The sequence below is a fragment of the Ruthenibacterium intestinale genome (genome assembly GCF_040096265.1).
GTDB lineage: Bacteria > Bacillota > Clostridia > Oscillospirales > Ruminococcaceae > Ruthenibacterium > Ruthenibacterium komagatae.
In genome coordinates, this window is record NZ_JBBMFA010000095.1 from 67702 (window position 1) to 80219 (window position 12518).

The following is a 12518-nucleotide window of genomic DNA, read 5'->3' on the forward strand; positions in this document are numbered from 1 at the left end:
TGTTTTTACTGCTTTTTCTTCCTAAATATAACATTCCGATAAAACCTTGTCAACGAAAAAAGGGTGAGATCCATGCTGAAAAGTGATTTTTATTATGAGCTTCCCCAGGAGCTGATCGCACAGGAACCGTGTATTCCACGAGATGCTGCGCGCCTCCTTTGCCTCGGACGGAACGATGGCTGTATTTCACATCGGATTTTTCACGATCTGCCGGAGCTGTTGGAACCTGGCGACCTGCTTGTCATTAACAATTCCAAAGTCCTCCCTGCACGTTTGATTGGCCATAAATCAGCAACAGGGGCGGTGTGCGAGCTGCTTTTGCTCAGGGAAGCCGAACGCGATGTTTGGGAGTGCCTGGCCAAGCCCGGAAAACGGTTGCATGTTGGGAATACCGTTGAATTTGGTGACGGAACCCTGACTGCAGAAATTCTGGAAACAAGAGATGACGGAAACAAGCTGGTCCGCTTTTCATATGACACGCAAACACTGTATGAAAAGTTGGATGCTTTTGGAAAAATGCCACTACCGCCGTATATTCAAAAACAGCTGGACGATGGTTCTCTGTATCAGACCGTTTATGCAAAAGAGCTGGGGAGTGCCGCTGCGCCGACAGCCGGTTTGCATTTTACGCCTGAGCTGATGCAAACGTTGAAGGAACGCGGAATCCAATTTGCTGAAGTAACGCTCCATGTGGGGCTGGGAACTTTCCGTCCGGTAAAAGAAGATGATATTCTGGACCATAAGATGCATAGCGAATGGTACAGCATCAGTGCCGAAACAGCGGAAAAGATTCAGCGTACCAAAAAAGAAGGACATCGCGTCATTGCGGTGGGGACAACCAGCTGCCGCACATTGGAAGCGGCAGCGGCCGTTCATGGCGAAGTTTGCGCGTGCAGCGGAGACACGGACATCTTTATTTATCCGGGCTTTGCTTTCCGTGCCATCGACGGCTTGATTACCAATTTTCATTTGCCGGAGAGTACACTGATCATGTTGGTTTCCGCCTTTTGCGGTTACGAGAACACAATGAATGCATATCGGGTTGCCGTTGCAGAGAAATATCGCTTCTTCAGTTTTGGAGATGCCATGCTGATTGTTTAAGACAGAAAAAGAGAGGCGCTTGTTTTTAAGTGCTTCTCTTTTTTTAAAAAAAATCAATTTATCACTTTACTATGATAACGTGATGTAGTATAATGAACTCGTCTTTAAAACTTGGCTGAAAGAGGGATTCAGAGTGAAAAGGATTTTTGCAGTCGCCATGAGCGCAGTACTTATGGGAATGTTTTTGGTTTCTTGTTCCGGCGAAGCCGCTTCCACGTCAGCGGATGCTTCTTCTATACAAAATGCGTCTGCTTCCGGTACCTACAGCACTACATTGGCGGATATTCAGGAAAAAGGCGAACTGGTCATCGGCTTGGATGATACGTTTGCTCCCATGGGATTTCGGGATGAAGCCGGCGACTTAGTGGGCTTTGATATCGATCTTGCAAATGCGGTATGCGAGCAGTTGGGCGTGCAGGCTACCTTCAAGCCCATTGACTGGGATTCCAAGGAGCTGGCACTCAGTTCCGGTACCATCGACTGCGTATGGAACGGAATGTCTATTACGCCGGAACGTGAAGAGCAGATGAGCCTTTCCCAAGCTTATCTGAATAACAAAATCGTTATTATGACCAAAGAGGGCGTTACGGTAAACAGCAAAGAAGACTTAGCCAATTACCAGATCGGAATTCAGGCTGGCAGTGCTGCGCTGGAGGCCGTAAAAGCAGACGAAATTTATAGTTCCATTCAGGGCAATCTGACCGAATATCCTACATACGATGAAGTAATCCTGGATGTTCAGGCCGGGCGTTTGGACTGCATGATTATCGATGAGGTTTACGGCGGATATAAAAATGCTAAAATGGGTCAGGTATTCTCTGTGTCCGATGTGGATTTTGGCGATGACCTTTATGCAATCGGATTCCGTAAAAGTGATACGGAACTGACGCAGGCCGTCAACGATGCACTCAACGTGCTGATTGAAGAGGGAACAGCCGCTGAAATCAGTAAGGAATGGTTTGGAGAAGACATCGTTGTCAAACCGGAATAAAAGCCACGCATTGAACGGGCGGTGCTGAAAGCCGCCCGTTTTTTATGGAAAACAGGACATAAGCGAGGAGAACGAAATGGATTTTCAATATATACAATTGATCTTGCCGTCTCTTTTAAAAGGGACGGTGCAAACACTGTACATCTTCTTTGTAACATTGGTACTGTCTCTTCCTTTGGGCCTTCCGTTTGCATTGGGATCTATTTCGCGGTTTTCGCCCATCCGAGCTATTTGTAAAGTTTATATTTGGCTGTTTCGCGGCACGCCGCTGATGTTGCAGTTGTTTTTTGTTTATTACGGCTTGCCGATTATGATGCAGCAAATCAATGCCGCATGGGCGGATTTCTTCCGTATGGAGAATGTTACGGCTGCAGTGGTGACATTCGTTCTCAACTATGCTGCCTATTTTGCCGAAATTTACCGCGCGGGAATTCAGTCTATTGATCCGGGACAGCATGAAGCAGCCAAAACACTCGGTTTTTCCCGCTGGCAGACCATGCGGATCATTATTATTCCGCAGACAATTGCCCGGGTCATTCCGCCTATCAGCAATGAAGTAATTACGCTTGTCAAAGATACCGCTCTGGTGACAGCTATCGGTGTGGCCGAACTTTTAAAGGCCGCCAAAGACGCAAACAATCGTGATGTAAATCCAACGGCGTTTTTCCTGGCTGCGGTTATTTATCTGATTTTGACGTTTGTGTTGACGTTGCTGTCCCAATGGTGTGAAAAGCGCTTTTCGCGCCACGAACAAAAGGAGGCGTAATTATGTCAATTCTTTCCATAGAACATGTCTGCAAGAAGTTTGGAAAATTTGAAGCGTTGAAAGACGTTTCTCTTCAGGTGGAAAAAGGGGAAGCCGTCGCGATCATAGGCTCTTCCGGAAGCGGAAAAAGCACTTTGCTTCGCTGTATCAATAATCTTGAAACAGTCACTTCCGGTAAAATCGTTGTCGATCAGGATGTGTTGGTTGAAACGGTAGATGGCGTTGCGCGGTATCCTTCTGAAAAAGAGATACGCCGGATCTGTACCAAAACCGGTATGGTATTTCAGCACTTCAATTTGTTTCCGCATTTGACGTGTCTGGATAATATTATGGTTGCGCCTTTGAAAATTTTAAAACGAGATTCCGAACAGGTGAGGAAAGAGGCCATGGAACTTCTGGAAATTGTGGGGCTTTCTTCCAAGGCAACACAATTTCCGGCACAGCTTTCTGGCGGGCAGAAACAGCGCATCGCCATTGCCCGTGCCCTTGCAATGCATCCGCAAATTATGTTGTTTGATGAACCTACCAGTGCACTGGATCCGGAAACGACCAACGAAGTAATCGCAACGATTCAAAAACTGGTAGATCAAAAAATTACAATGCTGATTGTCACGCATGATATGCGTTTTGCCAAAAGCTCCGCAACCAGAGTCATTTTTATGGACGAAGGACGTATTATCGAAGAAAACACGCCAGAAGAATTGTTTAATCATCCTGAAAACACAAGACTGCAAACTTTTTTGCAATCTGTGGAACGCTCCTGAAAAGAGGCGGGTTTGCATACAGCGAACCTGCCTCTTTTGCTTTTTTGAAAGGATATTTTGTGCTATACTAATAAAAACCGCAACCAAAGGAGTCCATTTATGCCAAAAGATAAATTAAAGACGGTTTATGTATGTACCAGCTGCGGAGAGGTTTCCAGCCGCTGGATGGGACGCTGCCCTTCCTGCGGAGAATGGAATACACTGGTAGAAGATATTGTACGTGAGCAGAAAAGCAAGGGTCTTTCTTCCAAAGCAACACGCGGCAATTCGGCCAGCGGGCCGGTGATTGCTGCCAGTAAACTGAAAGATATCAGCACAACGGAAGAGCGCAGCCGCATTATTACAGGAATCAGCGAACTGGACCGTGTGTTGGGTGGGGGAATTGTCATTGGAAGTGTCGTTCTCTTGGGCGGAGAACCCGGAGCGGGAAAATCCACGTTGCTCCTTCAATTGTGTGGTGCAGTGGCCAAAAAGGTGGATGTGCTTTACATTACAGGTGAAGAATCCACGCGTCAAATTAAATTGCGCGCATTACGGTTAAAGGTTGCCCAGGAAGACATTTCTTTGGCGGCGGAAACAGATATTGATGCAATTTGTGATCTCATCCAGCATATGAAACCGGGCCTGGTCATTATCGATTCGATTCAAACGATGAATTGTGCGGATATTTCTTCGTCATCCGGAAGTGTTTCTCAGGTCAAAGAGTGTACCGCGCGTTTGCTGACAGTGGCTAAAAGCAACGAAATTCCCACATTCATTGTAGGCCATGTAAATAAAGATGGCGCAATTGCCGGTCCGAAAGTCATGGAACACATCGTGGATACGGTTTTGTACTTTGAAGGGGACAAAATGTTGCCTTACCGGGTTTTGCGTGCGGTGAAGAACCGTTATGGCTCTACCAATGAAATCGGCATGTTTGACATGACAAGTGCCGGTCTGAAAGTCATTGAGAATCCTTCCAAGCTGTTGCTGGAAGGCCGTCCGATTGGGGTCAGTGGCAATTGCGTTGCATGCACAATGGAAGGATCACGGCCGATCTTGTCAGAAGTACAGGCATTGGCGACCAAAAGTGGGTTCGGAACTCCTCGGCGAGCGGCGTCCGGTTTTGATTTCAATCGCATGAATCTTCTGCTGGCCGTTTTGGAAAAGCGTGCAGGCTTTTTTATGGGTAATCTGGATGTTTATATCAATATTGTCGGCGGACTGGATTTGGACGAAACAGCCTGCGATTTGTCTGTTTGCATGGCAGTCGTTTCAAGCCTGCTGGATAAACCGGTCCCGGATGATATGATCGCGATTGGAGAAGTTGGCCTTGGCGGTGAGGTCCGCAACGTAGTAAATCTTGAGATTCGTCTGCGTGAAGCGCAGCGCATGGGATTTACGCGGGCAGTAATTCCAAAACACAGTATGCGTCAGTTGGATTACGAAGAGTTTTCCAATATGGAACTATTAGGAGTAACTTATGTCAAACAAGCTATTTCGCTGCTTTAAAATTGATGAACAAAAACGTTTGGGGGCAGCCATTGCCAAGGAATTCATTGTGTGCCCGATTGGGAGGAAAATGGATCATATTTCGCTAAATATATGGATTTTAGCGAAATTTTATATTTCGCTAAAAGGTTATTTGGTGATATTCCCATATCCTTCCGCGCCTCCACGGACAAAAACGTGGGGGCGTTGTTTTTCGCTCCGGAAAGGATTTCAGAGATGGAGAAGACAGTGTTGAGTGTGTGCCGTGAAGTGTTCAAGGCAAAGAACCCCGGGGAACGTGACAGGGAGATGTGGCGTGTTTATCTGGCTGACCACCGGGGGCGCGTTGGCAGTTTGTACAGTTCCCGAGAGGTCAGGCCCGGCGAAGTAGTCAGCGTTGACTTGCAAGAGCGTGACGGGCGTTTATTGCCGTGCATTATCTGGGCATGATAAGCCCTATATCTAATAGGGCTTATCATGTGTACAAATGTACAAGGCGGCTTGTTGTACACATGGAAGACAGAGGCCAGAGACGGCAGTACATACAGCATAGACAAACTCCTGATAGACTTTGCTTTAGCCTATCGGAGCAGCCAGTCCGTGCTGGATGGGGTGGCGGCTCTGGCCTGGGTGGAGTTCTCGCACTGGACTACCCACAAGATGGGAACTTTTCGTGACCAGTTCACCTTCGCCCTTTCTGGTGGCCGTTCCTTTTGGCTGGGGGTTGGCCTTAATGGCCCCGGCGGTCTGAATACTGGGCGGGCACGGCTTGAATTTAACCCCAACAAGGTAGGGCAGTGCCGGGAATTGCGCTGGGTGTATAACCTTTGCTTTGATGCTTGCGGCGCGAAACCTTTTCCGGTTTCTCTTCGCCGCTGGGACTTGGCCGTCGACTTGCCGGGTGAGCGCGGTGAGTTTGAGCTTCTCAAGGATGGGCGGTTGTACGAGGAACTGCGGCGGTCTGCGTCAGATCGTACGCAATATCTCGGGAAACGGAACTCCCCCGGTCGTTGCAAGCTGTATAACAAGACGCTTGAGAGCAATCTTTCGATCCCTGTCACTCGGCTGGAACTGACACTGGACGGCGTAGCGTGCGGCGCTGATGATGTGCGTTCGCTTTGGCCCAAGGTTCTTAGAGTGCCGCGTGTGGTGCAAATGGGCGCGGAGTGGTTTGGGCTGAATGATACAGACCGCTTTATTCTGCGCACCCTGTGGCAACAGCCGGAGAGGCTGGAAGAGTTGGGGCGGCGCAAGCGTGACAAGCTTGCACCTCTGGTGGCCGCTGGTGGGGTAGTGGAGTTCGATGATGCGGCGTTCTTGCGCTGTTTGGAAGAGTTGGGCGGCTGGATGAAGCGCCGCCGAGAATGTGACCCGCCCGGATATGGCGGGAGATGGGAGAATGCAGAATGATGGACTTTGACGTGACGAACGCAGTTTCTCGGGTGTATGATTTGGCTGAACCCGGAAGCCCTGTCTTTGTGGATGGTGTCCGGCTTGTCTTTGAAGCCTGCGGCTGGCACTATTTGCACGACTACGCGGAGAGCAATTGTGGGCCTGATGTTGTCCGCCGTATGCTTGTTCATGTGGCAGAAGCGGAAGCGTCTTTTGCACAGTGGGCTTCTCGTGCGGCAAGCCGGAAGAATGGGCGCGGGGCCTGTTCTTCGGCGGCCTTCTCCGGCGAGGTCGTTGACGCAATCACCAAAAGCCGGAAGGAAGAACGGTGCTGATATGGGGCGTGCTGACTGGCTTGACCGCTCATCCATGGATTACATACTGGCGGCAATGATGCCCGCGAATCGGCTTGTTATGGAGTGCTGTATTGCGTCCGGTCTGCGTGTAAGTGACGTTCTGGCGCTGAAAACCGATGCTCTGGCACGTGGACAGCGAATGACGGTCCGTGAACAGAAGACAGGAAAGACGCGGCGTATATATTGGCCCGCTCGGTTGTACGCTCGCATGCTTGAACAGGCCGGGCGTGTATGGGTTTTTGAGGGCCGCAACGACTGGCGCAAACATCGGACGCGGTCAGCTGTCTATAAGGATTTGTGCCGCGTTGCTCGGGTCTTCCGCGTGTCCGGTATCATTGCCAAGGGGGTTCAGGTGTCTACGCATACGGGCCGGAAAATGTGGGCTGTCGATGAGTACCGCCGCACGGGAGACCTGCAGTCTGTTGGTCGTGCGCTGAACCATGATGGGCGGCATAGGGAAACGACTATGCTTTATGCCATGGCTGACGCTATCACAGCCGGGAAGAAGGGCCGAAAAAAGAGCGGTAAGCGGGGCAAGTAAATACCACGGCCCGCCATATCGGCACAAAGCAGAAAGGCGCCCCAGGGGGGCGCCTTTCTGCTCGGTGCGGGCCGTTTGAGATTGTGGCGGTCGCAACCCGAAGCGCCCGCAGGGCGCGAAGCCCCCGGCCCGGCTCGGCGTGGTGCCCACGCAGGGCCGGGGGGCCACTACGCCGCCGCCCCGGTTTGTACCGGGTGGGGGCGGCGGGCCACGGGGCCGAAACACGGCCACCACTCTACAGGGCCGCTTTTCGGCCCCGTGCACCTTGGCCGGAAAGATAGTGCGGCAGACGCGCCAGAAAAAAGGCAAGGCCGCAACGCGCCCGCAGGGCTTGGCCTTGCCTTTTTTCTGGGCGGCGCAAGCCGCGCAGACCTTAGCCCCGCAGGGCCTTGCGGGAGCATCAGCACGGCCCCGCCGCCCGGGTGGCCGAACCGCCGCCCATGCGGGCCGCGCCTGCATGGGTAGGCGGCCCGGTGCACGACCCCGGTGCACGATCGGGGTCGTGCACCGGGGGCCTGCCTGGCGTGTGGATGGCCGCGCGCCACCGATGCCGGGCAAGACATCGAATTGTAACAGGTGGATGTCTTGCCCGGTACCTGCGGCCCCTAGGGCCGCATCGGGCGGGGTGGGGGCTGGGGCCGGGGGCCGAAGGCTGGGGGCCCCAGATTGGCCGCTCTTTCGGCTTCCTAAACGAAAAGAGCGGAACCCCACGGGGTTCCGCTCTTTTCCAAAAAGGGGGTCGCTCTCGCGCCGTCCTTCGCCACGTCTCCACTTTACCACGATTGTCCCGGCCTGTCAAGCGCCAGGCGCTGCCCGCCCGCGCTCTGCCGCCCTAGGCCGCTGCCGCTGCCGTTCCGAGCCACGCTCCCGCCCTTGAGGGCGGGCGGGGGGTGGGTGTCTATCTTCGGCTTTGCACATACGTTGCACCATTTTGCACTATTATCTCATTCGCTTGAAATGCTCCGAAACTTCGGGTATGCTGTAGCTAGTGGGGGCGTTTTTGCGATTATGGGAATTTCACTAAATAAAAATTTAGCGAAATATAGGGGAGGCGTTTTACCTTGAGCAGTTACATTGATTCCAGAAAGCCTTCCAAACACGGCGATTATAAAGATTGTCCGCCTTTGGTCGTCGAATTTCTTTATAATAGCGAAACCATTCGGGGCTTGTCACCACGAACAGTGAATGGCTATTACATTGACTTGCGGACCTTTTTTCGCTTTCTGAAATTGCACCGTGGACTGGTTCCGGCCGATACGCCTTTGGAAGAAATCCCGATTTTGGAATTGGATCTGACATTTATTGCAGCTGTCACAACATCAGAAATTTATGAATTTCTGCATTATGTAACACGCGAACGCGAAAACAGCGCCGCAACGCGTGCGCGAAAACTCTCCTGTCTCAAAGGTTTTTTTAAGTATCTTTGTAACAAGAAAAAGGTTTTGCAGAATAATCCTACCGATGACGTAGATACACCGGCTTTAAAGAAACGCCTTCCAAAGTATTTGTCGCTGCCCGAAGGAATTGAATTGTTAAAAAATATACAATCCGATTTTTATGAACGAGATTATTGCATCATTACATTGTTCCTGAATTGTGGAATGCGTTTGAGCGAACTGGTCAATATCAACATTACCGATCTTCAGGATGATGGTACAATTCGTATTCTTGGCAAGGGTGACAAAGAGCGTCTTGTATATCTGAATAACGCTTGCAAAAATGCTTTGCATCGCCTTTGCGAAGAACGCGCCAAATTGCCGAATCTTCAAGATCGCCAGGCACTGTTTGTATCCAAACGCACAGGAAGACGTCTTTCTGCCCGCAGAGTACAGCAAATCGTAGACGCTTGCCTGCAACAGGCGGGATTATCCGGAAAAGGTTATTCTGCCCATAAATTGCGCCATACAGCTGCCACAATGATGTATCAGGAAGGTCATGTGGATATGCTGGCATTAAAAGAAATTTTGGGGCATGCACATGTGTCTACCACTGAAATTTATACGCATCTTGGAAATGCTCAACTCAAGCAGGCGGCGCAAGCTTCCCCTTTTGCCGACCTTGACTTGGAACAGACTGTTTCTAAAGACAAAAGAAAGGACTGATGATTTTCGTCAGTCCCTTCTTCCCTTTTTATTTGAATAGTACCGGTGCAAAAACAACGGTCAATATGCTTTCCAGCACGCAGGCTGTCAGAGTCAGCAGAAGCGCCTTCGCCGACATACGCAGCATGCGAGCCAAACGATCCGTCACATTGATGACATCCCCGGTAAAATGGTGCATCAACAGCCCGATAGATGCGTGAGCTGATGCTTGCGATAAAAGCAATACCGCCCACAGCTGTATCATTTGAGGCAAAAAGAACAAAATAAGAACTGTCGCCATTCCCTGAAGGCCATACGTAGAATATAAGTAACCGGAGATACTCCCGATCGAAAAACCCTTTAACAATGGCACGAATAAAACAAATGGAATTCCAATGCAGCTGAATCCGTTATAGATCAAGAACAGCAGTGGGAACATTGACGGCCAAACAATCGATCCTAACAAGGTTCTAAATGAAACAGATGCCTCGTATCGAGCGAGGTATTGAAGAACAAAATAACCGGCGTATTCATTTGAAGAAGCGCGCGCGTAGCCTTCCCAAAGACTGCCGAGTAATACGCCCGACAGAGTGATGCATGCGAAAATGGTATAGATCCAGGAACCTGATTTTTTATATGGCAGACGGTGTGCCCGCAACTTTTTTACTCGTGCTGATGATATCATAACCTTTATTCTCTCCGTTCTTGCGCTGGATTTTAACGCCTGATTTTGCGGCGACGTTCTCGCAGAACACTTCCTAAATATCCGCCCAGTGCACCTGAGGCCAGAAAAGCCAGCGTTTTTGTCGCCCAGAGAGAGGTAAATGAAGATTGATATAATAAAAAAGACAGCAGGCTCAACAATAAAATGAGGACCGAAGCTAAAAGAGTCCCTGCCAGAATTCCGCCTTTAAAGATGGCGGAGAGAAACAAACTTGCAATCAGAAGCGCAATGCAAATGAGCACGGTCGTAAGCGGAATCAATAAAGCAGGAGCCAGATCTGTTGTACACATGGCGTTGGCTGCAATTGCACATAACCCGCCTGAAAGCCCCACAGTCAGAACCAAACTGAATACAAATGGAAGAATTCCCCTTATGATCTGACTTTTTTGTTCCGATGGATTTGTTCTTTTTCTTTTCGACGGCATAAAAAATCCTCCCTGTGCACTCAACTGCTAAAAGCTTATGCACAGAGAGGATTTTTTATGAAATTTTATTTTTTGGCAGGCTCTTTTTTGGAAGCATCCGAAGAAGCAGAATTGCCTTCCAGATTCAATTTCTCAACTTCCTGAATGGCCCAGCGTTTAAACCGAAGTTTCACGCGATCTGAGCCCGTCTCCAGAACAAATGTATCTTCTTTGATGCTCTGGACGTGACCCACGATACCACCGATCGTGGTGACGGTATCGCCCACTTCGATTGAATTGCGCATTTCAGCAGCTTTTTTCTCTTTTTTGTTCTGCGGCCGGATCAGAAGAAAATACATCAAAGCGACCATCAAAACCAGAGGGATAAAAGTGCCAAGCAGTCCCAGTGATTCGTCCATTGTTTATCCTCCTCAATAACGTGACATTATAAAACAGTATATCGGAAAAAGTGTTCTGTTGCAAGCTTTTTTCAAAAAATTCACGGATTATATGCGCTTGTCCAATACATCAATGTATTGACGGTAAAACTCTTCAAAATTGCCTTCATCAAGTGCCTGACGAATGCGAATCATCAAATGATTGTAAAAATGAAGATTGTGCATAACAGCCAAGCGCATTCCCAGCATTTCATCTGCCTTAAACAGATGGCGGAGATACGCTCTGGAGAAGTTTTTGCAGCACTCGCAGGAGCATTCCGGGTCCAACGGACTTTCATCCAGCTCATATTTCGCATTTTTTATATTGATAATTCCGTTCCAGGTATTCAAATGACCGTGCCGGGCATTTCGGCTGGGCATTACGCAATCGAACAAATCTACGCCCCGACGTACCGCTTCCAGAATATTTCCCGGTGTGCCCACGCCCATCAAATAGCGAATCTTATCTTTGGGCATGTGCTCTTCTACAACGGAAATAACCCGGTACATCTCTTCCTTGGGTTCCCCGACGGCCAATCCGCCAATAGCATATCCATCCAAATCCAAGTCTGCGATCTGCTTCATATGCTCAATGCGCAAATCGTCATAGCAGCAACCCTGATTGATACCAAACAAAAGCTGATGCGGATTTACGGCCAGCTCGTTTTGTTTCAAACGGGCCATTTCCTCTTTGCAGCGTTTCAGCCAGCGCACCGTTCGATCGCAGGAATTTTTCGCATAGTTATACTCTGCGGGATTTTCCATGCATTCATCAAAAGCCATCGCAATAGTAGACCCTAAATTAGCCTGAATCTGCATACTTTGCTCGGGCCCCATAAAGATCCGATGTCCGTCCAGATGAGAGGCAAATGTGACGCCTTCTTCTGTTATTTTACGCAATTTGGCCAGGCTGAACACCTGAAATCCACCACTGTCTGTCAAAATAGGGCCGTCCCAACGGGTAAATCGATGAAGGCCGCCCAACTGTGCAATTTTCTTGTCGCCCGGCCGCAGATGCAAATGGTAAGTATTGCACAGCATCACCTGACAATCATTGTTTTTCAAGTCAAAAGCAGATAAGCCGCCTTTAATTGCACCTGCAGTTGCAACGTTCATAAATGCGGGGGTTTGCACCGTGCCATGCACAGTCTCAAAACTTCCCCTTCGAGCGGTATGTTCCGTTTTAATTAAATGATACATTCATATTCCTCTCTTCCACATCGGGCGGAAAATTACCGGTTAAAACCATCGATTGTTTACAAAGGAAAAGGCATTGATCCTTTAGAAGACCAATGCCTTTTTGGAGGTGCCGACCAGATTTGAACTGGTGCATAACGGTTTTGCAGACCGTTGCCTTACCACTTGGCTACGGCACCATAATATTTTGGCGCTGCAGTATTTACCACAGCGCCATATGGAGCGGCTTACGAGGCTCGAACTCGCTACCTCCACCTTGGCAAGGTGGCGCTCTACCAGATGAGCTAAAGCCGC

At 49.5% G+C, this 12518-nt stretch carries 14 protein-coding genes and 2 tRNA genes; 10 read left to right on the forward strand and 6 right to left on the reverse strand.

Going from position 1 to position 12518, the window contains the following annotated elements:
- Nucleotides 1-72: 72 nt before the first annotated feature.
- The 10 genes from queA (at nt 73) to WMO24_RS10020 (ending at nt 9483) form a co-directional block, all read left to right on the forward strand.
- Entirely contained in the window at nt 73-1101 is a 1029-nt protein-coding gene (gene queA / locus WMO24_RS09975; RefSeq protein WP_349216295.1) for a tRNA preQ1(34) S-adenosylmethionine ribosyltransferase-isomerase QueA, read from the forward strand.
- A 133-nt stretch (nt 1102-1234) separates the two neighbouring features.
- The gene (locus WMO24_RS09980; RefSeq protein WP_349216296.1) at nt 1235-2092 is read left to right on the forward strand and encodes an amino acid ABC transporter substrate-binding protein; all 858 of its coding nucleotides are present in this window, start codon (nt 1235-1237) and stop codon (nt 2090-2092) included.
- 76 nt (nt 2093-2168) lie between these two features.
- Nucleotides 2169-2858 carry an amino acid ABC transporter permease gene (locus WMO24_RS09985; RefSeq protein WP_349216297.1) on the forward strand — a complete coding sequence of 230 codons (690 nt, stop codon included), beginning with the start codon at nt 2169-2171 and terminating at the stop codon, nt 2856-2858.
- Nucleotides 2859-2860: 2 nt separating this feature from the next.
- Nucleotides 2861-3622, forward strand: a complete 762-nt coding sequence (locus tag WMO24_RS09990) for an amino acid ABC transporter ATP-binding protein (RefSeq protein ID WP_349216298.1) — start codon at nt 2861-2863, stop codon at nt 3620-3622.
- A gap of 99 nt (nt 3623-3721) precedes the next feature.
- A complete protein-coding gene (radA, locus tag WMO24_RS09995) occupies nt 3722-5113 on the forward strand; it encodes a DNA repair protein RadA (protein WP_349216299.1) in 1392 nt (463 codons plus the stop codon).
- Between the two features lie 51 nt (nt 5114-5164).
- Nucleotides 5165-5542 (forward strand): hypothetical protein, encoded by a 378-nt coding sequence (locus tag WMO24_RS10000; RefSeq protein WP_349216300.1) that lies wholly within the window; start codon nt 5165-5167, stop codon nt 5540-5542.
- Between the two features lie 210 nt (nt 5543-5752).
- Nucleotides 5753-6502 carry an FtsZ/tubulin family protein gene (locus WMO24_RS10005; RefSeq protein WP_349216301.1) on the forward strand — a complete coding sequence of 250 codons (750 nt, stop codon included), beginning with the start codon at nt 5753-5755 and terminating at the stop codon, nt 6500-6502.
- A complete protein-coding gene (locus tag WMO24_RS10010) occupies nt 6499-6819 on the forward strand; it encodes a hypothetical protein (RefSeq protein ID WP_349216302.1) in 321 nt (106 codons plus the stop codon). Before WMO24_RS10005 ends, WMO24_RS10010 begins: the two co-directional genes overlap by 4 nt.
- Nucleotide 6820: 1 nt before the next feature.
- Nucleotides 6821-7381, forward strand: a complete 561-nt coding sequence (locus WMO24_RS10015) for a tyrosine-type recombinase/integrase (protein ID WP_349216303.1) — start codon at nt 6821-6823, stop codon at nt 7379-7381.
- Between the two features lie 1061 nt (nt 7382-8442).
- Nucleotides 8443-9483: a tyrosine recombinase XerC gene (locus WMO24_RS10020; protein WP_349216304.1), complete on the forward strand. Its 1041-nt coding sequence runs from the start codon at nt 8443-8445 to the stop codon at nt 9481-9483.
- Between the two features lie 28 nt (nt 9484-9511).
- Here WMO24_RS10020 and WMO24_RS10025 read toward each other — a convergent pair whose 3' ends face one another.
- The 6 genes from WMO24_RS10025 to WMO24_RS10050 all read right to left on the reverse strand — a co-directional run bounded on the left by WMO24_RS10025 (nt 9512) and on the right by WMO24_RS10050 (nt 12518).
- Complete coding sequence (locus tag WMO24_RS10025; RefSeq protein WP_349216305.1) at nt 9512-10147, reverse strand: stage II sporulation protein M; 636 nt, start codon at nt 10145-10147, stop codon at nt 9512-9514.
- A gap of 32 nt (nt 10148-10179) precedes the next feature.
- The gene (locus WMO24_RS10030; RefSeq protein ID WP_349216306.1) at nt 10180-10611 is read right to left on the reverse strand and encodes a hypothetical protein; all 432 of its coding nucleotides are present in this window, start codon (nt 10609-10611) and stop codon (nt 10180-10182) included.
- A gap of 65 nt (nt 10612-10676) precedes the next feature.
- A complete protein-coding gene (gene yajC / locus WMO24_RS10035) occupies nt 10677-11009 on the reverse strand; it encodes a preprotein translocase subunit YajC (RefSeq protein ID WP_349216307.1) in 333 nt (110 codons plus the stop codon).
- 87 nt (nt 11010-11096) lie between these two features.
- Nucleotides 11097-12227, reverse strand: coding sequence for a tRNA guanosine(34) transglycosylase Tgt (gene tgt, locus WMO24_RS10040; protein WP_349216308.1), 1131 nt, complete (start codon nt 12225-12227; stop codon nt 11097-11099).
- Between the two features lie 101 nt (nt 12228-12328).
- Nucleotides 12329-12403 (reverse strand) — tRNA-Cys (locus tag WMO24_RS10045).
- Nucleotides 12404-12442: 39 nt separating this feature from the next.
- A tRNA-Gly gene (locus WMO24_RS10050) sits at nt 12443-12518 on the reverse strand.

Coding starts and splice junctions, on each gene's coding strand:
- radA (WP_349216299.1), top strand. CDS start 3,722: ATGCCAAAAGATAAATTAAAGACGGTTTATGTATGTACCAGCTGCGGA.
- queA (WP_349216295.1), top strand. CDS start 73: ATGCTGAAAAGTGATTTTTATTATGAGCTTCCCCAGGAGCTGATCGCA.
- tgt (WP_349216308.1), bottom strand. CDS start 12,227: ATGTATCATTTAATTAAAACGGAACATACCGCTCGAAGGGGAAGTTTT.
- WMO24_RS09990 (WP_349216298.1), top strand. CDS start 2,861: ATGTCAATTCTTTCCATAGAACATGTCTGCAAGAAGTTTGGAAAATTT.
- WMO24_RS10025 (WP_349216305.1), bottom strand. CDS start 10,147: ATGATATCATCAGCACGAGTAAAAAAGTTGCGGGCACACCGTCTGCCA.
- WMO24_RS10030 (WP_349216306.1), bottom strand. CDS start 10,611: ATGCCGTCGAAAAGAAAAAGAACAAATCCATCGGAACAAAAAAGTCAG.
- WMO24_RS09985 (WP_349216297.1), top strand. CDS start 2,169: ATGGATTTTCAATATATACAATTGATCTTGCCGTCTCTTTTAAAAGGG.
- WMO24_RS10005 (WP_349216301.1), top strand. CDS start 5,753: ATGGGAACTTTTCGTGACCAGTTCACCTTCGCCCTTTCTGGTGGCCGT.
- WMO24_RS10010 (WP_349216302.1), top strand. CDS start 6,499: ATGATGGACTTTGACGTGACGAACGCAGTTTCTCGGGTGTATGATTTG.
- WMO24_RS10015 (WP_349216303.1), top strand. CDS start 6,821: ATGGGGCGTGCTGACTGGCTTGACCGCTCATCCATGGATTACATACTG.
- yajC (WP_349216307.1), bottom strand. CDS start 11,009: ATGGACGAATCACTGGGACTGCTTGGCACTTTTATCCCTCTGGTTTTG.